19 protein-coding genes, 1 riboswitch and 1 other annotated feature are annotated in these 21703 nt (G+C 47.5%); of the genes, 5 read left to right on the top strand and 14 right to left on the bottom strand.

What is annotated here, in order from left to right; translation table 11 throughout:
• Positions 1-75: 75 nt before the first annotated feature.
• The 4 genes from N7U64_RS00280 to pepV all read right to left on the bottom strand — a co-directional run bounded on the left by N7U64_RS00280 (position 76) and on the right by pepV (position 4108).
• Positions 76-942, bottom strand: coding sequence for a hypothetical protein (locus N7U64_RS00280; protein WP_318927801.1), 867 nt, complete (start codon positions 940-942; stop codon positions 76-78).
• Positions 917-1468, bottom strand: a complete 552-nt coding sequence (thpR, locus tag N7U64_RS00275) for an RNA 2',3'-cyclic phosphodiesterase (protein ID WP_290827403.1) — start codon at positions 1466-1468, stop codon at positions 917-919. Before thpR ends, N7U64_RS00280 begins: the two co-directional genes overlap by 26 nt.
• Before the next feature lie 5 nt (positions 1469-1473).
• Complete coding sequence (locus N7U64_RS00270) at positions 1474-2619, bottom strand: MFS transporter (protein ID WP_318927800.1); 1146 nt, start codon at positions 2617-2619, stop codon at positions 1474-1476.
• A gap of 91 nt (positions 2620-2710) precedes the next feature.
• Positions 2711-4108: a dipeptidase PepV gene (gene pepV / locus N7U64_RS00265; RefSeq protein WP_318927798.1), complete on the bottom strand. Its 1398-nt coding sequence runs from the start codon at positions 4106-4108 to the stop codon at positions 2711-2713.
• Between the two features lie 306 nt (positions 4109-4414).
• On the opposite strand from pepV, the gene N7U64_RS00260 reads away from it, so the two are divergent.
• Together N7U64_RS00260 and N7U64_RS00255 are read left to right on the top strand one after the other, a co-directional pair.
• Positions 4415-4633: a DeoR family transcriptional regulator gene (locus N7U64_RS00260; protein WP_012371138.1), complete on the top strand. Its 219-nt coding sequence runs from the start codon at positions 4415-4417 to the stop codon at positions 4631-4633.
• Positions 4634-4742: 109 nt separating this feature from the next.
• Positions 4743-5375: an NAD(P)-binding oxidoreductase gene (locus N7U64_RS00255; RefSeq protein ID WP_318927793.1), complete on the top strand. Its 633-nt coding sequence runs from the start codon at positions 4743-4745 to the stop codon at positions 5373-5375.
• 40 nt (positions 5376-5415) lie between these two features.
• Here the strand turns inward: N7U64_RS00255 and N7U64_RS00250 are convergent, their stop codons facing one another.
• Entirely contained in the window at positions 5416-6135 is a 720-nt protein-coding gene (locus N7U64_RS00250) for a pseudouridine synthase (RefSeq protein WP_012371140.1), read from the bottom strand.
• Entirely contained in the window at positions 6122-7786 is a 1665-nt protein-coding gene (locus N7U64_RS00245; RefSeq protein WP_318927790.1) for a polysaccharide biosynthesis protein, read from the bottom strand. Before N7U64_RS00245 ends, N7U64_RS00250 begins: the two co-directional genes overlap by 14 nt.
• 184 nt (positions 7787-7970) lie before the next feature.
• Here N7U64_RS00245 and N7U64_RS00240 point away from each other — a divergent pair, with 184 nt between their 5' ends.
• Positions 7971-9230: an NAD(P)/FAD-dependent oxidoreductase gene (locus N7U64_RS00240; protein ID WP_318927788.1), complete on the top strand. Its 1260-nt coding sequence runs from the start codon at positions 7971-7973 to the stop codon at positions 9228-9230.
• A 32-nt stretch (positions 9231-9262) separates the two neighbouring features.
• On the opposite strand, the gene N7U64_RS00235 is transcribed toward N7U64_RS00240, so the two are convergent.
• The 5 genes from N7U64_RS00235 to N7U64_RS00215 form a co-directional block, all read right to left on the bottom strand.
• Positions 9263-10243 (bottom strand): hypothetical protein, encoded by a 981-nt coding sequence (locus N7U64_RS00235; RefSeq protein ID WP_318927786.1) that lies wholly within the window; start codon positions 10241-10243, stop codon positions 9263-9265.
• 129 nt (positions 10244-10372) lie between these two features.
• Entirely contained in the window at positions 10373-12778 is a 2406-nt protein-coding gene (leuS, locus tag N7U64_RS00230; protein ID WP_318927784.1) for a leucine--tRNA ligase, read from the bottom strand.
• A 48-nt stretch (positions 12779-12826) separates the two neighbouring features.
• Positions 12827-13049: a binding site (T-box leader), on the bottom strand.
• A gap of 39 nt (positions 13050-13088) precedes the next feature.
• On the bottom strand, positions 13089-13733 hold the full coding sequence (locus tag N7U64_RS00225) for an HAD family phosphatase (RefSeq protein WP_318927781.1): 645 nt from the start codon (positions 13731-13733) through the stop codon (positions 13089-13091).
• A 52-nt stretch (positions 13734-13785) separates the two neighbouring features.
• The gene (locus N7U64_RS00220; RefSeq protein ID WP_318927779.1) at positions 13786-14817 is read right to left on the bottom strand and encodes a peptidoglycan bridge formation glycyltransferase FemA/FemB family protein; all 1032 of its coding nucleotides are present in this window, start codon (positions 14815-14817) and stop codon (positions 13786-13788) included.
• 167 nt (positions 14818-14984) lie between these two features.
• Complete coding sequence (locus N7U64_RS00215) at positions 14985-16166, bottom strand: MDR family MFS transporter (RefSeq protein WP_290827415.1); 1182 nt, start codon at positions 16164-16166, stop codon at positions 14985-14987.
• A gap of 178 nt (positions 16167-16344) precedes the next feature.
• Here N7U64_RS00215 and N7U64_RS00210 point away from each other — a divergent pair, with 178 nt between their 5' ends.
• On the top strand, positions 16345-16935 hold the full coding sequence (locus N7U64_RS00210) for a class I SAM-dependent methyltransferase (protein WP_318927776.1): 591 nt from the start codon (positions 16345-16347) through the stop codon (positions 16933-16935).
• A gap of 52 nt (positions 16936-16987) precedes the next feature.
• On the opposite strand, the gene N7U64_RS00205 is transcribed toward N7U64_RS00210, so the two are convergent.
• The 3 genes from N7U64_RS00205 to metK all read right to left on the bottom strand — a co-directional run bounded on the left by N7U64_RS00205 (position 16988) and on the right by metK (position 19615).
• The gene (locus N7U64_RS00205; protein ID WP_012371150.1) at positions 16988-17692 is read right to left on the bottom strand and encodes a serine aminopeptidase domain-containing protein; all 705 of its coding nucleotides are present in this window, start codon (positions 17690-17692) and stop codon (positions 16988-16990) included.
• A gap of 83 nt (positions 17693-17775) precedes the next feature.
• Positions 17776-18261 carry a GNAT family N-acetyltransferase gene (locus N7U64_RS00200; RefSeq protein ID WP_214849461.1) on the bottom strand — a complete coding sequence of 162 codons (486 nt, stop codon included), beginning with the start codon at positions 18259-18261 and terminating at the stop codon, positions 17776-17778.
• A 145-nt stretch (positions 18262-18406) separates the two neighbouring features.
• Positions 18407-19615 carry a methionine adenosyltransferase gene (gene metK, locus N7U64_RS00195; protein ID WP_012371152.1) on the bottom strand — a complete coding sequence of 403 codons (1209 nt, stop codon included), beginning with the start codon at positions 19613-19615 and terminating at the stop codon, positions 18407-18409.
• Between the two features lie 127 nt (positions 19616-19742).
• A riboswitch (SAM riboswitch) is annotated at positions 19743-19869 on the bottom strand.
• Between the two features lie 233 nt (positions 19870-20102).
• On the opposite strand from metK, the gene pckA reads away from it, so the two are divergent.
• Positions 20103-21671: a phosphoenolpyruvate carboxykinase (ATP) gene (pckA, locus tag N7U64_RS00190; RefSeq protein ID WP_318927769.1), complete on the top strand. Its 1569-nt coding sequence runs from the start codon at positions 20103-20105 to the stop codon at positions 21669-21671.
• Positions 21672-21703 lie beyond the last annotated feature (32 nt).

Here is a 21703-nt window from a genome sequence, read left to right as displayed (position 1 = left end):
TCTGACTTGTTGCGTTTCCGATTCATTATTTATCATCTGTTTACGCGACAAGCAAACATCTTGCCGCTTCCCTCCCTATTTTTGAATCCGCCCATTTTCCTGACTGTTCAGTGCCATTTGGAATGTCACCGAAACGGTCTCTTTTAAAATCTGTTCGCATACGCGCATCTGAAAAGCTTTTGTATGCACAGCCGACAGATTCATTTTCCGCAACCACTCTGTAAAATCAATCTTACTGACGTAAGTCGTCGTTGTCTCTTTTGGCATTTGATCGAAATAGCCTTGTGACGCTATGACGACACGCTCGATTGGCAATATGAATTCGGAACCTAAAATCAATCGCAGGATATCCTCTGTCCGTTTTAAACTGATTAACGGATTAACGATGTTTTTCGACGAGGCTTTGAATGGTTGTTCGCGCCACAGTTTACTGCGTTTGATGTGATAGATGCTCTCTTCGCCGTCTAACCAATCCAGTATATAGATGGCAGAAGGCCCTACGACAAACGGACTGAGTTCCACTTCTCCCTGCTGGTACTGAATGACGGCACGGTAAAACATACCGAATTGATCATTCAAGAGATGCAGCATCTGATAAAAATCCAGGTGTCGTCTTAAAGGAAGCCGCCAGATGTCATCTTCCGTCGCTCCGCCTGCGACATAAATTAATTTTTGGACTTCCACTCGCTTTTTGTACCATTTATCAAAAGCCGACTTCGAGATTTGTTTTCCCGGCACCTGAAACATTTCCGGTTTCTTAAAAGGCTGCCACCATTTTTTCGGCCGGATGATCGTCTCACCCGGGAACAATTCACCCGTCTCCCATTTTTTCAAGACGTTCGCATAATCAACAAGCTGCTGATCTTTAAAACGTTTTGAAGTTTCGAGCGGATTTCTTTCGTAACGGCTTTCTAAATCATAAAGTTTCATCAATAATGCCAATCATATCACCTCGTTCATTCTTCCCAAATTGAAATCGTGTATCTGCCTGATACCGCGGTTGATTGTCCGGGCAAATCTGATACAGAACGATTTCTTTGACATGTAAGCTGGCGGCAGGTGTTTGTTCGGGTGGGTGGAGCGACACTTCTTGATTCCACTTCTTCGCAAAGGTAATGTGTGGAACAAACGGTTTAGCCGGATCCGGATCAATCTGCCGGGCAAGCTGAAACAGTTTTTCCTCATATGCCGGTCCGGCAGCAAAGACACGTGGTCGTTCTGCTAATCCAAATCGTTCAAGGTGATCTAGTTTTAAAGTAAAGGCGGAAGTCATTTGCGTAATCTCCGTCAGCTGACGCCGCCAGTTTCTCAACTCGTCATCGGTTAGTGAGCCTAAAAAACGCAGTGTCAGATGATACTCGTTCGGTTCATATACCGTTTTGTAATAACGCTCAAGTTTCAGGGAAGACGCGAATCGCGCCAACGTCTCGTCAGCAACCGGAATGGCGATGAAAAAGTGTTTTTGCATACGGATCACTCCTTGATTTTTGAGCTAATCAGATACAAACAAGCACCTAACAGGCTACTACCTGTATATACCCAAAATACCGCGTAGATGGTCCATTGATCCAAAACAATCCCGCTCATTAAATTGAATAATGCCGTCGCAAGACCGGTCGTCGTCGCCATATACGTACTGACTGCCGTCGCCACTGTTGAAGGCGGTACCAGCGAGCGGACATAATCAAGAGCGACCGGAATCAACAGACCGATGATGAATCCTTGTAATGCCGCCAAAATCCAAAGTGTAAAAATTGGCGGCTCAAGCGCCAAGATTCCGGTCCGCAACGCGGATAAGACGGAAATAAACACCAAGACAGGAATCGGCCCAAACCGCATCATGACTCGTGTCGCAATACGCATGAATGGAATTTCACATAACACCGCAACAAAAAACAGCGTTCCGACGAGTGCCGTCGATTCTCCACGAATCGTCACGTAACTGCCGAAGTAATAATTATTGGCAAAAATCGGTCCAAACACTAAACTGCCGCCTGCTAAAAACAGTAAAAAACGTTTATTCGAAAACAAAGCCTTCAACGGAATGTGTTCACGTTCGACCGTCGAAACAGGGGTTTCTTCAATGCCAATCAACACCAGAAATCCTAGAACGAGTGCTGTTCCACTCGCATAAAAAATTGCACCGAGCGAGCCCTGTTCCGTCACCTGACCGAGAATAAAGACAGCGAGCGCAAAACCGGCGGAGCCAAATAAGCGTAACGCCCCGTAGTCGACTGATTTTCTTTTGGAGAATTCAATCGCCAATGTATCGACGAGCGGAATATGTGCACACTGGAACAACGCCCAGAGTGAAGAAATCAATAACAGAAATAAGTAAATAGAAGTCAGTAAATAACTGATGGTTAAGAGACCTGCCGCGAGTAAGGCCACCAACAGTAAACGTTTCGGTCGCCCGAACCGGTCGGCGGCCATTCCCCAAATCGGCTGTAAGACAATCGATAATACGGGACCTACTGCAACAATCGTTCCGATTTCCGATGCTGATAATTGAAACGCATCATTGGAAAAATACAGTGCCAAATAGGGAATAAGTGCACCTTGCCCAAAGAAGATGAAAAAATACAGGGCTTGAAAATGATATTTTTGACGATGGATCACAACTGACTCTCCTTCAAGAATCAATCCCCCTATCACAATGGATTCGGGGGATTCATTTCCTTATAAATTGGTTTTTCAGATGAACAGATGTTTATTTCGCCAATTCGTAAATCGCTTCTGCATAGATGGCGACGGCTAATAACAACTCTTCAAAATCAACATACTCATCCACTTGGTGCGCGACTTCCGGTCCGCCCGGGAAAACAGGTCCAAATGCAACACCTGCTGTCAACGAACGGGCATAGGTTCCGCCACCGATCGCAATCAAGTCGGCCTTTTGATTGGTTTGCCGTTCATAGACCGCACTGAGTGTCCGGATCAGTTCATGGTTCGGATCGACATGATGCGGCGGCATATGTGTGCGTGTTTGAAGTTCGAACCCGTATGCGATGGCTGCTTCTTTAATCAGCTGTAAGCGTTCTGTGAAATCAGCACTATAAGGATAACGGATATTAAGCGAAGCCGTCCCTTGCCCTTGTCCGTAACGGAAAACGCCTCCGTTGATCGTCAAGTCGCCGGTTTCATCGGATGCAGCCACACCAAGCGCCACACCGCGTGAATCACGGAACATGTGCACGACCATCTCGAGATAACGGCGGCCATTGTAATCAAGATGAAGGGTATGCAGGAAACGCGCCAAATGAAGGGCTGCGTTTTTCCCGTTATCCGGTTCCATCGCATGCGCCGCGACGCCGATGACATCAAAGACAAGTCCTTCAGCCGTCTCCTTGACTGTCCCTGTCACACCTTGTTTCTCCAGATACTGATGGAAATCTTCTTCGATCGTTCCCCGTTCAGCGACATGAACCGTAGCCGTCGCGTGACCCGGTACCATATTCGGACGCTCTCCGCCTTCGAAACGAACGAGTTGATAGCCTGTATCTGCTGCTTTTACGGGTTTACCTTGAACGAGTAATCCGTCATACAATCCTTTTTCAGCGTTAATGATAGGGAAATCAGCATCCGGTGCAAATCCAAGCGTCGGCATTTCTTCATGCTTGAAGTAATGATTCACACAGCGCCATTCGCTTTCTTCATCCCCACCGGCAATCAAACGAATCCGTTTTGAAAGCGGAAGCCCCAACTCTTTGACGATCTTCAAGGCATAATACGCCGCCATCGTGGGTCCCTTATCATCGATTGCACCCCGCGCAATCAATTTCCCGTCGGCTAATGTCGGATTGAACGGGCCGTATGTCCAATTGTCACCGCCTGCTGGTACGACGTCCAGGTGGCAGAGGATTCCGAGTAATTCATCTCCTTGACCATACTCGAGGTGACCGGCATATCCGTCGACGTTCTTCGTAATAAATCCATCCCGTTCCCCCAGCGCAAGCATCCAATCGAGTGCCCGTTTGACTTCCGTCCCGAACGGAGCACCTTCTTGAATCGTCGTTTCATCGAGAATACTCGGTATGCTTAATAGTTCCTTTAAATCAACTAAGAGATCTTCACGTCGTGCCATGACTTCTTCTTTCCAATTGACCATTTGACTTCTCTCCCTTGTCCGCTAATTCGTTCACCTTTAAGTATAGCGAAAATTTGACAATTACGAACATCCAAAATACCAAATCTTTTGTTATTACGTTTTTAACGAACATTAAAATGAATAAAAGACGTTTCATTCGCTATTAACTATTGAAAGTTTATGTGTTTTTTGAAAACGTTCGGTTAAATTACTTGCATTCTATATTAAAAGAGTTATACTAAAGGCGAAACAACTTAATTCATCATCGTCTTTTGTCACCCGAAGCTTTAGAACACTATTCTATCCATTGGGGGAGTGGTTATACCAATGAAAGATTCTACAGACCGTATGTTGACCCGGATTAAATCGATTTATCTCTATATCAATGAGAACGGAGCTACTACGACAGCAGACTTGGTTGAAGAATTCGGCATTACTTCAAGAACCGTCCAGCGTGACTTGAACGTGCTCGAATACAACAACCTCATTGTAAGCCCAAGACGCGGTACTTGGACATCAAGTAAAAAACAACGACAAGCCGGCTGATTAAGATGTTTCACCAAACTATTTTCTGTAACGACGCGAATCCTTCGCGTCTTTTTTTGTTATTTTTTTTTCAGGCAGGGTATATCTAGTTTGAGAAGGAGATGATGAGATGAATATTTTAATCATTGGAGCAAACGGAACAACCGGGCGAAAAATGGTTGAACTGATCGGAAAACAAGGTCAGCATCAAGCTATCGCCGTCGTACGGGAAGAAAATCAAATCAATGACTTAATCGCCCTTGGCGCATCCGAGGTCCGTCTTGGTGATTTAACGAAAGATGTGACAGATGTCGTCAAAGATGCGGATCTCGTTATTTTTGCAGCCGGTGCCGGCGGAGCTTCGGAAGAGTTGACGCGCGCCGTCGACCAGGATGGAGCCATTAAAGTCATCGATGCGGCCAAAGCAAGCGGGATTGAGCGTTTCTTGATGCTCAGTTCAATCGGTGCCGATCATCCGCAAGGTGATTTAAAAGTTTATCTGGAATCAAAAGGTGCGGCCGACCGTCATTTAAAAGACAGCGGTCTCGATTATACGATTGTCCGTCCGGGTCCACTCAGTTATGATGAACCGAGCGGTACGATCGAGACAAAAGAACACTTTGATTCGTATGAAGGACGCGAAGTCTCACGTGATGATATCGCGGCCCTCTTCGTAACCTTGATTGATCACCCGACTCAAACACGTCAGTTCGAAGTATTAAGCGGTCCCTTCCCGATTGCAGAAGCGTTGCGTAATCAATAATTCAAAAAGGGCGCCCTTCTATAAGAAGAGCGTCCTTTTTTCATTCCGGTTTCCAGTCAAACAAGGCTAATTCGCCACGTGTGAGTTCCCGGTATTCTCCTGCTTCAAGTGTCGGATCAAGCGGCAATTGTCCGATTGACAACCGTTTCAGATACGTCACTTCTTTTCCGAGAGCAAGCATCATCCGTTTGACCTGATGGAACTTCCCTTCGGTAATCGTCAGCTCGAGTGTTGATGTTTCGTCCGTTGCTTCCAAGATAATCAGCTTGCCCGGCTTTGTTTTATAGCCGTCCTCAAGTGTGACCCCTTCTGCAACTTCCTCCACGTCCTCTTCTGTCAGCGTACCGATGACTTCCGCATAATAGACTTTCTCGACGTGTTTTTTCGGTGACATCAATGCATGATTAAATGATCCGTCATTCGTCAGCAAGAGCAACCCTTCCGTATCCTTGTCGAGTCGTCCGACCGGGAACGGTTTGAAGTACGTCACGTCGTCAAACAGTAAATCAATCACGGTTTGATCCCGCTTATCTTCTGTCGCACTGATTACGCCGGGCGGTTTGTTCATCATTAAATAAATGAATTTTTGATACGTGACCGGTTCGCCGTATAATAACACTTGTTGATTTTCTGTATCGACGTGCTGTTTCGGGTCGTAGACGATTTCGCCATCGACTTGAATCGCACCCGACTTGAGTAATTGTTTTACTTCTTTTCGGGATCCTGCTCCCATGTTTGAGAGTAATTTATCTAGACGCATTTCCTCGTCCTCGTTTCATTGAAAATTTTCGTCCAAGTACGGCTTCCGCAAGACCGCTCCAAATGGCAAGACCTGCAAAGACGACAATCCCGATTCCGGCTCCGACGATTAAGATGATGAGTGAACCGATCGTCGTAGCGGGAAGCAGAGCTGCTAATCCCCATTTGACGAGCGCGACGCTCGCACCCATGATGGCACTGATGATCATAATCAGTGACGTCCGGCGCAAGACTGTGCTGAACGGGAACTGAACCGTTTGTGTAATCCGGAAGAACATCAATCCGGTTGCGACGACGTATCCAAGGATGGTTGCATATCCGGCCCCTGTTCCGTCTCCGGTCCAGTGAATCAACGGTGCGTTCAACAGATACTTCGTCAGCAATCCTGCCAGTGTCGCAATAATCGTGAAATACTGCCGGTTGATTCCTTGCAGTACTGCCGCTGTCACGGAATACAATGCGAGGAATAACGCACTTGGTGCATAACTTAATAAATAGACCCATGCCGCCTGATCTCTCGGGAATAAGACATGGAATGTCTCTTCACTCAGTAAAATCATACCGACGACCGCTGGGATCGTTACGAAAAAGGCCAGCTGGTAAATTTGCGAAATTTGTTTCCGGACTTTCCGCATATCCCCTTGTGTAAACGAGGCCGTCAAAAGTGGTGTCGCGGATAAGGATAATCCTGTCGCGACCGAAACCGGAATCAAGACAATTTTATGACTATCTGCAATCAGATAGGCTGTTGCGTTTCCGGCGGCTTCAAGCGTGTATCCGATGCTTTGTAAAGCCGCATTCATCGTGTTTTGATCAATGACCTGATAAAGCGGTGTCGACAGACCGACCATGACGATCGGAATCGCATACGTCAACAGTTCTTTATACAACCCTGATAATGGACGATTCGGCGATATCGTCGTCTGACCGTCGCGTAACGCTTTTAAGCCGGGAGCACGTTTCCGGAAATAATAAACGAGCACAGCGACACTGCCGATTGCCCCGATGAAGGCACTGAATGTCGCAATCGTTGCTGCCCAGGCTGCATCCGTATCAAACAGATAAATCGCGATGCTGACGCCGGCCAGTAAAAAGATGATCCGGACAATCTGTTCCAGGATTTGCGAAATCGCAGTCGGTCCCATCGATTGATATCCTTGGAAATATCCGCGCGTCATACTCATCGCCGGAATCAGAATCAAGGCAAAGCTGACACCGCGGATCGTCATCGTGACGGCATCGACGTAAGAGGCCGAGTCGACATCTCCTCCGGGAATTGCCCGGTGAGCCAGATACGGAGCCAGTAAGAATAAGGCCAGAAAGGAAACGACACCGGTGATGGACATGATTTTTAATCCGGATCGATATAAACGCTCGCTCGTGTCATATTCCCCCATCGCATTGTACTTCGCGACAAACTTCGAGACGGCGACCGGGATACCGGCTGTTGCGAGACCAATCATGATGGCATAATAGTTATAGGCATACGTGTAAAACATGATTCCCGTCGCTCCGACCATGAACTGAAACGGAAACAGATAAATCAGACCAAGGGCACGGGAGATGAGTGATGCACCGGACAACAACATCGTTCCACGAACGAATCCGGTATTACTGGATGAAGTTTCTTGCTTTTTGCTCACAGTCGACATGGATAACCTTCCTCGCACTTTCTATTTTTTCTTGACTCGATAAACGTCTCAATATACAAGTTCTCTCTTGCACAATTGCAAATCATTATACCGCTCAGCTTCCATAAAAGAAAGAGACGGTTTGTTTACAGTACAAACTTCTGCTAAAGTGAAACAAGCAGAATCCAACAAATGAGGTGACCACATGTATGATGTAATCGTAATCGGAGGCGGACCAAGCGGCTTAATGGCAACGCTCGCCTCGTTACAAGCAGGCGCTAAGACGCTTTTGCTCGATAAAGGAAGTAAACTCGGACGAAAATTGGCAATTTCAGGCGGCGGTCGATGCAACGTCACGAACCGCAAACCATTGGAAGAATTGGTTCAATCGATTCCCGGAAACGGCCGTTTTCTCTACAGTGCCTTTTCTCAGTTCAATAACGAATCCATCATTGAACTGTTCGAGGGCTTTGGTGTCGCTCTGAAGGAAGAGGATAATGGACGGATGTTCCCGGTTTCCGATAAAGCAGCTGACGTCGTCCGGGTATTGATTGATCAAATCCGCCAGCACGGCGCTGAAATTCAAATCAATGCGGAAGTTGCAACACTTGACTTCCATCCGGACGGTTCGTTCGCAGCCGTCCTGCTTGCGGACGGATCCCGCCTCGAAGCGAAGAGTTGTGTCGTCGCTGTCGGTGGACAATCGGTTCCCCATACCGGTTCAACCGGCGACGGTTATCCTTGGGCACGTAAAGCCGGTCATACGATCACAGAACTTTTCCCGACCGAAGTGCCGATTTTACTGAACGATACGTTCATCCAAGAAAAGACACTTCAGGGTCTTTCGTTACGTGACGTCGCGCTGACGGTTCACGGTAAAAAAGATAAACCGATCAAGACGCACACCGGCGATCTGTTATTTACCCATTTCGGTCTGAGTGGTCCGATTGCTTTACGGTGCAGTCAGTACACGATCAAAGAAAGAAAACGGTCTGGTGAGCGTGTTGTCCATCTTTCGATCGACTTGTTCCCGGAAGAATCGATTGGTGCCCTGACGGAACGGTTCCAAGCTGCCCTTGCCGCTAACCCGAAAAAAACGGTCCGCAATGCGTTAAAAGGATTTGTTCCGGAACGATTGCTCGATCTATTATTTGCCCGGATTGGTTTTGGAGATGAAGTCTGTACGCAAATTAAAAAACAGGACTTCACTCTATTGCTGGCGACGCTCAAACGCTTCCCGCTTCAAGCAGTCGGAACACTCGACTTTGATAAAGCGTTCGTCACCGGCGGCGGTGTTTCGATCAAGGAAATCCAACCAAAAACGATGATGTCGAAAAAAGCAGACGGTCTCTTTTTCGCCGGCGAAATCCTCGACATTCACGGCTATACAGGCGGTTACAATATCACAGCCGCTTTCGTGACCGGCCATTGCGCCGGCACGAATGCTGCACTGACCGCGTTATGACAAAAAGGCTAGTTCCACACGGAGCTAGCCTTTTAGTCGATTGGTGTAAACGAACGGCTCGAGAATTTATCCGTTTGGATCAAAGCAAACAACTCATTGTCCTGAACAAATATACCTTCTGCCCCGTAGACTTTCGGGCTTGCCGACTCCCCTGTAATCGTCACATCTTTCGTGTCAATCGAATACAGGAATAATGCTTCCGAATCCAGCGTGTAAATCCGCCCTTGCCGTTCGGCAAGACCAATCGGACGGAAGTTTTCCGTGAAGGCTTTTTTCGCATCACTGCGCATGCCGCCGGCCGTGTCAATCCGCTTCCGCTCTACAATCGTCAAATACGGCGGTTTTTGTTTTTTCTTTAAGGCGCGTTTTTCCTTTGCGGTCGCGTCTTTATCGATTTTTATTTCATCTTGTTTCGTCGTGAAATACGTCAGTTCACTTCGTGCTAACGAACGAATGTGATTGATCGTGTAGAATTGTTTTTTCTTGGCATCGTAACCGAGTCCGTGGAAACTGTCGCGGATCGTCGTACCTGCCACCCGTTCCCGCTTGTCTTCTTTCCAGACGCCTTCATCCCGTTTGACGGTCACGAGAATTTGATTGGACGTCAATAAGGCGACAGTCTCGCCGTCAACGAGCGTCATGCCGTCAAGTCCCGATAACATCAACTTGCCTTCATCCTCGATTTGGAATGACGCATTGATTCGTTCACCGGTCCCGCTGATTTCAAAAAAGTGATAATCTTCCGTTACGACAAGATAGGAACCGATCGAATCATCGTACAACATCTGTTGAACGTTTTTGATCAATGGTTCTTCCGGATTCGGAATGGAAGACGGTGTTTTCGCCGGTACTTGTTTGACTGCTGCTTGGTGTTTCGATTGTGTCTCAATTTTGGCAAACGTCTCTTTGATTTGTGCGACGGTCTCAGGTCTCGAAAAGACGAGCGACACACAAAGGATCAGACCGGAGACGACGGCAAAAATCGTTGTATAGACTATATAAGTTCGTTTCATTTACACAAATCGCCTTTCTGTCTCGGTTTCTGATTCAGTTTAGCAGAAGGCGCCCTAAAAAAAAAGCGGACTTGCGACGGAGATAACCGAAAACCCCTCCATCTGACGAATCAGATGAGGGGTTTTGCCTTAGTTCGCTACGATATTGATCAGTTTTTTCGGAACGACGATGACTTTTCGAACTGTTTTATCGCCAATCCATTCTTGTGTTTTTTCATCGGCAAACGCAAGGGCTTCAATTTCTTCTTTTGTTGCCTCCATGCTGATGACGAGCTTCGAACGGACTTTACCGTTGACTTGAATGACGAATTCCATTGTATCGCTGACGAGTTTCGTTTCGTCAAATGTCGGCCATGCCGCATATGTCAATGTATCCTCAAAACCAAGCTGTTCCCATAACTCTTCCCCGAGGTGCGGTGCGACCGGGGTCAGCAATTGAATGAATCCGCGAAGGAAGTGACGCGGTAAGACCGGTTGTTTATTAGCCTCGTTGACGAAGACCATCAACTGCGAAATTCCGGTGTTGAACTGAATGTTCGTGAAGTCTTCCGTTACTTTTTTAACCGTCTGATGGTAGACACGTTCAAAGTCTGCATCGACTGTCGTCACGTCCTGAATGTCCGCCGTCCGTTCGAACAGACGCCAGACGCGGTCAAGGAAACGACGTGCCCCGTCAAGACCGTTCTCCGACCACGACACCGAAGCATCAAGCGGTCCCATGAACATTTCGTACAAGCGGAGTGTATCTGCACCGTGCGATTTGACGATTTCATCCGGATTGATGACGTTTCCGCGTGATTTCGACATTTTTTCATTGTTTTCTCCAAGAATCATCCCTTGGTTATACAACTTTTGGAATGGTTCTTTCGTCGGTACGACACCGATATCATACAAGACTTTATGCCAGAAGCGGGCATACAGTAAATGAAGCACGGCATGCTCGGCTCCTCCGATATAAATATCGACCGGAAGCCAGTATTTTAGTTTTTCCGGATCGGCAATCGCCTCTTCATTATGCGGATCAATGAAGCGGAGGTAGTACCAGCAGCTGCCGCCCCATTGTGGCATCGTATTCGTCTCGCGGCGTCCTTTAAGTCCCGTGACCGGATCCGTGTAATCGAGCCAGTCTTCTGCAAGGGCGAGTGGTGATTCACCTGTGCCGGACGGCTTGATTTCCGGAATCATCGGCAATTCAAGCGGAAGTTCCGATTTATCGAGTGTCTTCATCGTTCCGTCTTCCATGTGGACGACCGGAATCGGTTCACCCCAGTAGCGCTGACGGCTGAATAACCAGTCACGCAATCGGAACGTGATTTTTTTGCGTCCGACTTGATTCGTCTCCAGTTCAGCGATGATCGTTTCAATCGCCTCCTGTTTTGACAATCCATCGAGCATTTGTGAATTGACGTGTTCGCCTTCACCCGTATACGCTGCTTCGTCAACGTTACCGCCTTTGACGACTTCGATGATCGGAAGGTCAAACTGTTTCGCAAATTCATGATCACGCTCATCGTGTGCCGGAACGGCCATGATCGCGCCTGTTCCGTATGTCGCGAGGACATAATCGGCGATCCAGATTGGCAGACGTTCGCCGGAAATCGGGTTGACAGCAAAAGCTCCCGTGAAGACGCCTGTTTTTTCTTTCGCAAGATCCGTCCGTTCCAAATCTGACTTCGTCTGGACAGACGCGATGTATGCTTTAACCGCTTCTTCGTGATCCTCTGTTGTGATATCCGTGACAAATGGATGCTCCGGTGCCAGAACGAGATACGTTGCGCCGAAGACGGTATCCGGACGTGTCGTGAAGACCGTCACTTGTTTTTTATGACCGTCGATCGTAAAGTCGATTTCCGCACCTTCCGATTTTCCGATCCAGTTCCGTTGCATTTCCTTGACGGATTCCGGCCAGTCGAGTTCATCCAAATCTTCGAGCAAACGGTCCGCATACTCGGTAATTTTTAAAACCCACTGCCGCATCGGGACGCGGACAACCGGATGATTACCACGCTCGGACAGCCCGTCGATGACTTCCTCGTTCGCAAGCACCGTTCCAAGAGCCGGGCACCAGTTAACGGCGACTTCGTCAACGAAAGCGAGTCCCTGTTCATACAATTTCGTAAAAATCCACTGTGTCCATTTGTAATATTTCGGATCCGTCGTATTGATTTCACGATCCCAGTCGTACGAGAATCCCAAGTCTTTTAACTGACGTTTAAAGGTTTCGATGTTTTGGGCAGTGAACTCCCGCGGGTCATTTCCTGTATCAAGCGCATACTGCTCCGCCGGAAGTCCAAACGCATCCCATCCCATCGGGTGAAGAACGTTGTATCCTTGCATCCGTTTCATCCGGGCCAGGATATCGGTTGCCGTGTATCCTTCCGGGTGACCGACATGAAGTCCTGCTCCCGATGGATAAGGAAACATGTCTAACGCATAAAAACCTTCTTTTTCCGGATCTTCTGTTGTGACGAACGCATTGTCCTGTTCCCAACGCACTTGCCATTTTGGTTCGATTTCACGATGATTATACGGCATCTTTATTCCTCCTCTGAATATACAAAAAAACCGGTCTCCGCCCCTAGGAATAGGGACGAAAGACCGGTTTGTCTCCCGCGGTACCACCCACGTTGTCTGCTGACGCAGACCACTTGATTCACAGATAACGGTGTGAAGGACCGGAGTTCGCTACTTGATTTCACGAATCATGCTCCCTGACGAGTTCAAGGACGATTCCGACTGGTTTGCACCGACCACCAGCTCTCTAAAACGGAATGACTCCCTTACTATTTCAGTTCGTCGCAATGGACTATCTATGTGTAAGTGTAAGCCGAACCTTCCCTTACCGTCAACGGTTGCGTAAAATTTCTCCAATCGCGGCGTGCGATGATACGGCATGATCCGCATGATGCAAGACTTGTGCCGGCATCCGATCGTCGAGCAGGGCAATGACTTCCATGCCCGCTTTTTTGGCACCAATCATCCCGTTTGCGGCGTCTTCAATGACGATACAGGCCTCGGGTGACTGATTGATCCTCTCTGCCGCCAGACGAAAAATCGCCGGATCCGGTTTGGAACGCGGGACTTCAAATCCGCTCGTATAAGCATCGACCATCAATTCATAATGCGTAATGACACGTTTAATTTTTTCAAGTGAACTCGAGGACGCAATCGCAATCCGGTATCCTTCCGTCCGGGCCAGTTCCATCAGTTCTTTTACGCCGTCCTTCAAACCGCAGGTCTCCGGCTTCGCATGCTGTTGGAATAATTCGTGTTCGAGTGCCAGCAATGCTTCCGTCGAGTGCGGTAACGCGTGTTGTGTGATCAGTTCCTCCCACATCTCATCCCCGGTTTTCCCCATGAATGTCGCATACTGCGTCAAATCCAGTGGAATCGATAACGTGTTGAACATCTGTTGATGGACTTTAAAATATTGAATTTCACTATCGAGGATGACCCCATCCATATCAAAAATCAAACCTGTTTTTTTCATGATTTCCCCTCCTGTTATCAGCCTACCAAAAAACCTGATCATCTGCCGATGATCAGGTGGCTAAAACCGTCTCTTGATAACGGTATTCCGGGAAATAGTTGGTTGCTTCGTCGCTTCCGTACCGTTGACACAATTGTTCATAGACATGGGGAAGAAGAATCGTCTTTCCTTGGTGGTATTCAAACATACGGTAACCTGTATAGCGACATTTGCTTTCAAACAGACTGTCCCGTTCCTTATAGCCGCCACCGAGGTGCTGCTCGACCATGCCGGCTGACTTGGAATGTAAAATCGCCTCATACTCCAGGCGCTGATTCGGAAAAAGTTTATGTTCATCACGTTGACAACCGATCAGATGTCCGTGTGCATACTCGTTCCCGAGCAGGACGAAATATCCACCGACCGCTTCTCCCTGCCACTCCGCGATTAACAATAACGGTTCACACAATTCCGTCGGTTGAAACAACTGTTCAAAATATTCGGTCGTGAAATAGTAATGCGACGAAGCATCCTTCCGGTCCATCGTTTGATAGTAAAGACGGATGAAGGTTGGCAGATCTTCTTTCGATCCTCTTCGGACCGTCAGCTCTGACGCCAAGGATTTCCGGATCATACTCCGGTTTTTTTTATGAAAGGTCTGCATGATTTCTTCTACAGAAGGCCGAAGATCGATGCTTGTCGTGTGGCGGATGAATTCCGTTTTAGTCCAATCTGCTACACGTTTATGGTTTTCCGTCAGCGGATTAAAACGAATCAATTCGGAAACAATTTTTTGACGCATCGCCCATTGTCGAAACGAACGTTTGGCATCGGTCAGCTCTTCTGAAGTCAACTCACCAATGATTTCCGGACCTCCGTATCCGTAAGGCGTAATCAAATCAAAGTATTCGGTGTCAAAAATCCGCCGCTTCAAGAAGGGATAAAATAATTCACCTGATGCTCCTTGAAAATAAATCAGTCCGGCCGATTCATCGGTCCGGGCATTCAAATGAACATATTCATAGCTATAAAAAATATCAAGTGATTTATTTTCCACAAGTGATGCCCACGTCAACTGATCTTCCACAAAAATACATCGCCTCATCTTTTTCCACCTCCGGCATATGACACGTCGAACATAACTATTTTTCCTTTAATTTGGTTAATCAATTAATTTTTACCTTTTAATTCAATACCCATTTTACATGTTTAATATGCTTCTTCAACAAAAAAGACAGACAGCGGAATCAAGCGACCGCTTCTGTCCTTTTCTCATTTTACCGCCTTGTTTGGTATAGCCCGAACGAATGTGAATCCTGCCAGCAGGATCAATCCAATCAATGTCATGAACACGGCATTCATACCGGATAAATCATAAATCAGCCCTCCGACAGTCGGACTGATCATCCGCCCTGCCGAAGCGGCGATATTGACATACCCCTGAAACTCGCCTTCTTTCCCGATCGGAGCCAGGCGGGCTGCCATTGCCGGAACCGCCGGCCAAATGAACATCTCACCGATCGTCAAAATGACCATCGCTACTAAGAACATCTTGAATCCGCCGGCAAAAGGCACGATCGCGTAGGACAAAAGAAAAATGCCGGTTCCCGTCAGCAACTGACGTTTCAAGTCGTCACCAAACCAGCGCAGGACAGGTGTCAATAACGGTTGCGCAAATACGATCAGTGCACCGTTGATCGTCCATAAAATCGAGTACTCGGAAATCGTCACACCGAGGGATTTTGTATGCACGGCGAATGTTCCCTGCCATTGAACATACACAAACCACAAGAGCGCATAGCCGACCGAAACGTACAACATCGTCCGGACTGAACTCTTCGAGAGCGGTTCCCGCACTTCTTCCCCTGCCGATACCGATTGACGTTTGACCGGATGCACTTGAATCCAGTTCAGCCCCACCAAAAGGACGACGGCAAACAATAAGTAAAGTATCAGATTGGCGATGAAAATGAACTGGATGTCGATTGCTGCAATTTGTCCGCTGATTGCGGTCCCCAGTGCCACACCGACATTTTGGGCAACATAGATTGCATTAAATGCCCGTCTTCCACCTTCCGGCCAAATGACACCGGTCAAAGCATAGATGGTCGGAAACACCATTCCTCCGACGAATCCGATCAATCCTAACATCAGCACATACCCGGTGAAGGTCTGATGGAACAGCCAAAGACCAATCGAAGCAAGGACCAGTCCAATGACACTGATGACAAGCGTCCGTTTCCCGCCTAATCGATCGAATGCTTTTCCGCCGATATAGTTTCCGACAATGGCGAGAGCCGAGTTGACGAATAAAGCCATTCCGGCTTTTGTCATCGACTCTCCTAAATAATCATGAATGTATAATGTATTAAACGGCCATAAAAAAGAGGATCCTGTCGTATTGATCGCCATCGCCAATACCAGAATCCAGACCGCGCGAGGTAATTTCGGCATGGTAAGCATCCTCCAATGTAGTTTCCAACCTTGCCACTTTACGAAATTATTCTCCTCTCTGTCAAGGAACTTCGTTATTAAACGAACAATCGGAAAAATGATACAATTGACTAAAGGGTCAATTTTCCGGGTACTTAGAAAAAAATAGAGCATATTATCAGAAAGAGGAGTTTTTGCCATGTCACTTGCACGTGTATTACCTTACGCAAAAGAATTATTGGAATCAGTCATCCATGAAGGGGATTGCGTCGTCGACATGACTGCGGGGAACGGTCATGATACGCATTTCCTTGCCGAACAGGTCGGACCGAGCGGACGGGTCATCGCGTTTGATGTCCAGGAGCAGGCCATCGAAGAAACGACACGTCGTCTGCAGACAGCTCATGTCTTGGACTGGGTCGATTTATACCATGAAAGCCATATTCACGTCGGAGCCCGCTTGTTTGCTGAACAACGTCCGATCCGTGCCGGAGTATTTAATCTTGGGTACTTGCCGGGGAGCGACAAATCCGTCACGACGACCGGAGAAGAAACGCTCGAAGCACTCCGTGCCCTCCTTCCGGTTCTTGTCCCCGGCGGTCTGGTTGTCCTCGTGATCTACCATGGCCATTCGGAAGGACGACGTGAACGCGATGCGGTGTTGGAACATGTCTCTTCCCTCCCGCAACAGGATTATGCCGTCCTGCAGTATCGTTTCTTGAATCAGCAAAACAATCCCCCGTTCATCGTCGCGATTGAAAAAAAATTAAAGAAACAAACAATCGACTAAACAAAAAGAGGAATCCCGATGCTATCCGGATTCCTCTTTTTCTTGTTGCCGTTTAATCTTCCACCATCTTTAGAAACAGCAATAGCTTTTCAGCAAACCGCGTATTCAAACGTTCAAAACTGAAGTGCGGGAAACCGTGCAGACGTTGCAGATAAATCTGGTCTCCGCCCATTTTCCGGCACACTTCAAGTGTCAGCTTGACGTCGGCGAACTGATCATCCGGTGCATAAAAACAAGCGAGATGGACCCGCGGCAGTTTCTTACGTTCTTCGTCATGGATGACGATTTCTTCTTCAATCTCGCGATATTCCGCATACGTCAATTCACCAAGACGTGCAGCATCCTCATTGTTCTGTCCGAACGGCAATGTGCCGAGCGGAGCATCCGGACGGAACCGGTCGAAAGCACTTGCAAACACTTGTTTGACGCCGCCTAGTTGCTTCGAGTTGTGCCAATCAAATAACGGCGAGATGAATGTCAGGCTCGCCATCGGCAACTCATATTCTTGAAGCAGGCGATTGACGACAAGTGCCCCCATACTGCAGGCAATGATGTGAATCGGTAATTTTCGTTTACCGGCTTCACGTAATGCTTCTTTTAACAGCTGTTGATGTTCTTCAAACGATACACGACGGGGTGCATCGACCAGGAGAACTTCGTATTCGCGTTCTAATACACGAATCAGCGCCTCACTCGGCCGAGCACGTAATTGGAGTGGATATACAAGAACGATTACTCCGGTTGGTTGTTCTACCACAAACTCACCTCTTCATTCGATATCTGTTTAGTATGCAACAAATCCGACTCCAGCCAAACCGCCTTAAGTCGGATTCCATTTCTTTAATATATACGTTGCAGACGCGTCACAGGTTCCACTTGTCCGAAGACTTCCTCTGTCGTCTCGCTGATTTCCTTGAATCCGTACGACGTTAAAAAGTGGCGGGCTTTATAGTTTCGGGATTCGACATACACTTCGATCGGAGAGGCTCCCTGCAATTCCAGCTCGCGGATCAGCCGGCGTCCGATCCCGTTTTGTTGGTATTTCGGCAAGACATACAATCGGACGATTTCCCATGTTCCCTCAACATCAATCGCGTGAATGAAACCGACGATTTCCCCGTCAATCAGTCCAACGTTGAAATATTCTCCACGTGCTTCCTCCGCTGTCCGAATCGCCCGGACCACTTCTTCCTGCGGGTACGCTTCTTGAACGAAATGGGCTTTCGAGCGTTCTGAATAGATTTCCTCATATGTGTCCATCCAAGACGTGAGCGCAATATCATGAATGCGTGCTGCATCAGCCGGAACCGCTTCGCGTATCTCCATACCGAAATCCCCCTTTTCCTTTTACAGAATACAGACTCATGTTCTTTTACCCTTTTCTAGAAATTTCAGTCGTATCCCTGCAAAGTTCAGGAGAAACAAAAAAAGTTCAGAAACACCCTTTAGAAGGATGTTTCTGAACAATGAATTATGCGAAACGTTTTGCCTGCTCTTCAAGAGTAGCGGCTTTATCTGTCTGCTCCCATGGTAACTCGATGTCTGTACGACCGAAGTGACCATAAGCTGCTGTCTGACGATAGATCGGACGACGGAGATCAAGCATGTTGATGATTCCAGCCGGGCGAAGATCGAAGTTTTCAGCAACCAATTCGACCAGTTGTGCTTCAGGAAGTTTTCCTGTACCGAATGTATCCACCGCGATTGATACCGGATGTGCGACACCGATTGCGTACGCGAGTTGAACTTCCGCTTTGTCTGCAAGACCTGCAGCTACGAGGTTCTTCGCGACGTAACGCGCTGCGTAAGCAGCTGAACGGTCGACTTTCGTTGGATCTTTACCAGAGAAAGCTCCACCGCCGTGACGTGCATATCCGCCATACGTATCAACGATGATTTTACGGCCTGTTAATCCAGCATCCCCTTGTGGTCCGCCGATGACGAAACGACCAGTTGGGTTGATGAAGAATTTTGTATCGGCATCGATGTACTCAGTCGGAATGACCGGTGCGATGACATGTTCTTTCAGATCGGCTTGGATTTGCTCAAGCGTCACTTCTTCTGCATGTTGTGTTGAGATAACGATTGTATCAACGCGAACAGGTTCATTGTTCTCATTGTATTCAACCGTGACTTGCGTCTTACCATCCGGACGGAGGTAATCGAGTTGTCCGTTTTTACGAACTTCTGCAAGACGACGAGCCAGTTTGTGTGAAAGTGAGATCGGAAGTGGCATGAGTTCAGGTGTTTCTTTCGTTGCATAACCGAACATCAGACCTTGGTCTCCTGCTCCGATTGCATCGATTTCTTCATCTGACATGTTTCCTTCGCGTGCTTCAAGCGCTTGGTCAACACCGAGAGCGATGTCTGCTGACTGCTCATCGATTGATGTCAATACAGCACAAGTGTCTGCATCGAAACCGTATTTAGCGCGTGTATAGCCAATTTCGCGAATCGTTTCACGAACGACTTTCGGGATATCCACGTAAGTTGATGTCGTGATTTCTCCTGCTACTAATACGAGTCCTGTCGTGACAGAAGTTTCTGCCGCAACACGTGCGTTTGGATCGGCTGCAAGAATTGCATCCAAAATTGAATCCGAAATCTGGTCACAGATTTTATCCGGGTGACCTTCTGTTACTGATTCCGACGTAAACAGTCGGCGATTAAGGTTTGTCATGTTTGACCCTCCCAAAAAAGAATTTGACGGTGTACTCATTTCCCCTAGTTGAGTGGGACGGTAAAATGAAAAAAACCTTTCCATGTCCAAAAATGGTCAGGGAAAGGTTGTGCGTTCTTCCTTTACCCTCTTATCGTTCGAAGTGTTTACTTCGCTTCAGGAGAGCACCTTTTCCTACATTAATGATGAAATTAATATAAGACGGTTGCCGGGTTTCTTCGGGCCTTGTTCCCTCCACCTGCTCAGAATAAGAGTATCCGTTACGAATTACATGATATAAACTTGTGCTCACTCTGTCAAGCAACGTTTTAATTTCTAGTCGAAAAATTTCGGAAGAGATGTTAAACTGTTAATGCTGAAAGCGTTTCCAGATAAATAGAAATCAGCGCATGAAAAATGATTGCTCTATCATTAGTATGTCATATATAATAAATGTGTCATACTAATAGTAGAGCCAAAACCAACGTAGGGGAAAGGTGGGGTCAGGATGCCGATGACGGTCCTGAATATCGAAGAACTACTCAAGAAGGAGCATGTGTTCAAACAACTGTCTGTTGCTGAACTAGTCGAACATGCGATTCGCAACAAAGAAGGAGTTCTTGCAGAAAATGGTGCTTTGTCTGTAGAAACGGGGAAATTTACAGGTCGTTCACCGAAAGACAAGTTCATCGTCCGTGATGATTCATGTGAGATGCATATCGATTGGGGTCATGTCAATCAACCGATGGAGTCGGACAAATTCGAGCAACTGTTACAAAAAGTCCTTCGTTACATGAACGAAGCCGATCAACTCTACTACACAGAAGCTGCTGCTGGTGCCGATACGCATTTCACCCTTCCAGTGCGCGTCGTAACCGAATATGCTTGGCATAATTTATTTGCGAAACAGCTGTTTTTACGTGAATATCCTACGGTTGCGGCCTTTGAACCGTTTACGGTCGTCTACGCACCACACTTTAAAGCGGATCCGGCGGTTGACGGCACAAACTCCGAGACCTTCATCGCGATGTCATTCGAACACCGGATTGTCTTGATTGGCGGAACAGAGTATGCCGGAGAAATCAAAAAATCAATTTTCTCTGTCATGAATTATCTTTTACCTCAACAGGACGTTTTATCGATGCACTGTTCAGCAAACGTCGGACACGACGGCGATGTCGCCTTATTCTTCGGACTCTCAGGAACTGGTAAGACCACGCTGTCTGCTGATGACAGTCGTCAATTAATCGGTGACGATGAACACGGTTGGTCTCATGACGGTGTCTTCAATATCGAAGGTGGCTGCTATGCGAAAACAGTCAATCTGTCACGCGAAAAAGAACCACAAATCTTTGATGCGATCCGCTTCGGAACCGTTCTTGAAAATGTCGTCCTCGATGATGCGCGGATTCCGGATTATGATGATACTTCATTGACTGAAAATACACGTGCCGCTTACCCGATTACAGCAATCGACAACATCGCTGTTCCGTCACGCGCCGGTCACCCGAAAACGATTGTCTTTCTGACGGCGGATGCCTATGGTGTCTTGCCTCCAATCAGTAAACTGACGAAAGAACAGGCGATGTATCACTTCCTGTCCGGCTACACATCAAAACTGGCTGGAACGGAGCGCGGCGTTACAGAACCGGAAGCCACATTCTCGACGTGCTTCGGTTCACCATTCCTGCCGTTGATTCCGGAAAAATATGCGACGATGCTCGGGGAACTGATTGATCGTCACGGTGTCACAGTCTATCTCGTCAACACAGGCTGGACCGGCGGCGCTTACGGTACAGGAAGCCGGATGAAACTCTCCTATACACGAACGATGGTCAATGCGGCCGTCAACGGTCTGCTTGCAGACATCCCGACAGAAGAACATCCGATTTTCGGTCTGCATATGCCGATTGAAGTACCTGGTGTTCCGACTGACCTGCTCAATCCGGTAAAAGTTTGGGCAAATCCATCCGATTACGAACAACAAGCGACTGCACTCGCACAAAAGTTCACACAGAACTTCGCGCGTTTCGAAAGTGCGACCGATGCCATCAAATCAGCCGGTCCTCGCGTCTAACATCATACTGATACAAAAAAGGTTGAGCTCCG

It is taken from the genome of Exiguobacterium sp. K1, from assembly GCF_033721435.1.
Lineage (GTDB): Bacteria > Bacillota > Bacilli > Exiguobacteriales > Exiguobacteriaceae > Exiguobacterium_A > Exiguobacterium_A artemiae.
This window is presented reverse-complemented; position numbering and strand designations above follow the sequence as displayed.

What these genes read in the sequence shown, in the direction of transcription:
- thpR (WP_290827403.1), bottom strand. Translation starts at nt 1,468, where the DNA reads ATGCAAAAACACTTTTTCATCGCCATTCCGGTTGCTGACGAGACGTTG.
- pepV (WP_318927798.1), bottom strand. Translation starts at nt 4,108, where the DNA reads ATGGTCAATTGGAAAGAAGAAGTCATGGCACGACGTGAAGATCTCTTA.
- N7U64_RS00260 (WP_012371138.1), top strand. Translation starts at nt 4,415, where the DNA reads ATGAAAGATTCTACAGACCGTATGTTGACCCGGATTAAATCGATTTAT.
- N7U64_RS00255 (WP_318927793.1), top strand. Translation starts at nt 4,743, where the DNA reads ATGAATATTTTAATCATTGGAGCAAACGGAACAACCGGGCGAAAAATG.
- N7U64_RS00250 (WP_012371140.1), bottom strand. Translation starts at nt 6,135, where the DNA reads ATGCGTCTAGATAAATTACTCTCAAACATGGGAGCAGGATCCCGAAAA.
- N7U64_RS00245 (WP_318927790.1), bottom strand. Translation starts at nt 7,786, where the DNA reads ATGTCGACTGTGAGCAAAAAGCAAGAAACTTCATCCAGTAATACCGGA.
- N7U64_RS00240 (WP_318927788.1), top strand. Translation starts at nt 7,971, where the DNA reads ATGTATGATGTAATCGTAATCGGAGGCGGACCAAGCGGCTTAATGGCA.
- N7U64_RS00235 (WP_318927786.1), bottom strand. Translation starts at nt 10,243, where the DNA reads ATGAAACGAACTTATATAGTCTATACAACGATTTTTGCCGTCGTCTCC.
- leuS (WP_318927784.1), bottom strand. Translation starts at nt 12,778, where the DNA reads ATGCCGTATAATCATCGTGAAATCGAACCAAAATGGCAAGTGCGTTGG.
- N7U64_RS00225 (WP_318927781.1), bottom strand. Translation starts at nt 13,733, where the DNA reads ATGAAAAAAACAGGTTTGATTTTTGATATGGATGGGGTCATCCTCGAT.
- N7U64_RS00220 (WP_318927779.1), bottom strand. Translation starts at nt 14,817, where the DNA reads ATGAGGCGATGTATTTTTGTGGAAGATCAGTTGACGTGGGCATCACTT.
- N7U64_RS00215 (WP_290827415.1), bottom strand. Translation starts at nt 16,166, where the DNA reads ATGCCGAAATTACCTCGCGCGGTCTGGATTCTGGTATTGGCGATGGCG.
- N7U64_RS00210 (WP_318927776.1), top strand. Translation starts at nt 16,345, where the DNA reads ATGTCACTTGCACGTGTATTACCTTACGCAAAAGAATTATTGGAATCA.
- N7U64_RS00200 (WP_214849461.1), bottom strand. Translation starts at nt 18,261, where the DNA reads ATGGAGATACGCGAAGCGGTTCCGGCTGATGCAGCACGCATTCATGAT.
- metK (WP_012371152.1), bottom strand. Translation starts at nt 19,615, where the DNA reads ATGACAAACCTTAATCGCCGACTGTTTACGTCGGAATCAGTAACAGAA.
- pckA (WP_318927769.1), top strand. Translation starts at nt 20,103, where the DNA reads ATGCCGATGACGGTCCTGAATATCGAAGAACTACTCAAGAAGGAGCAT.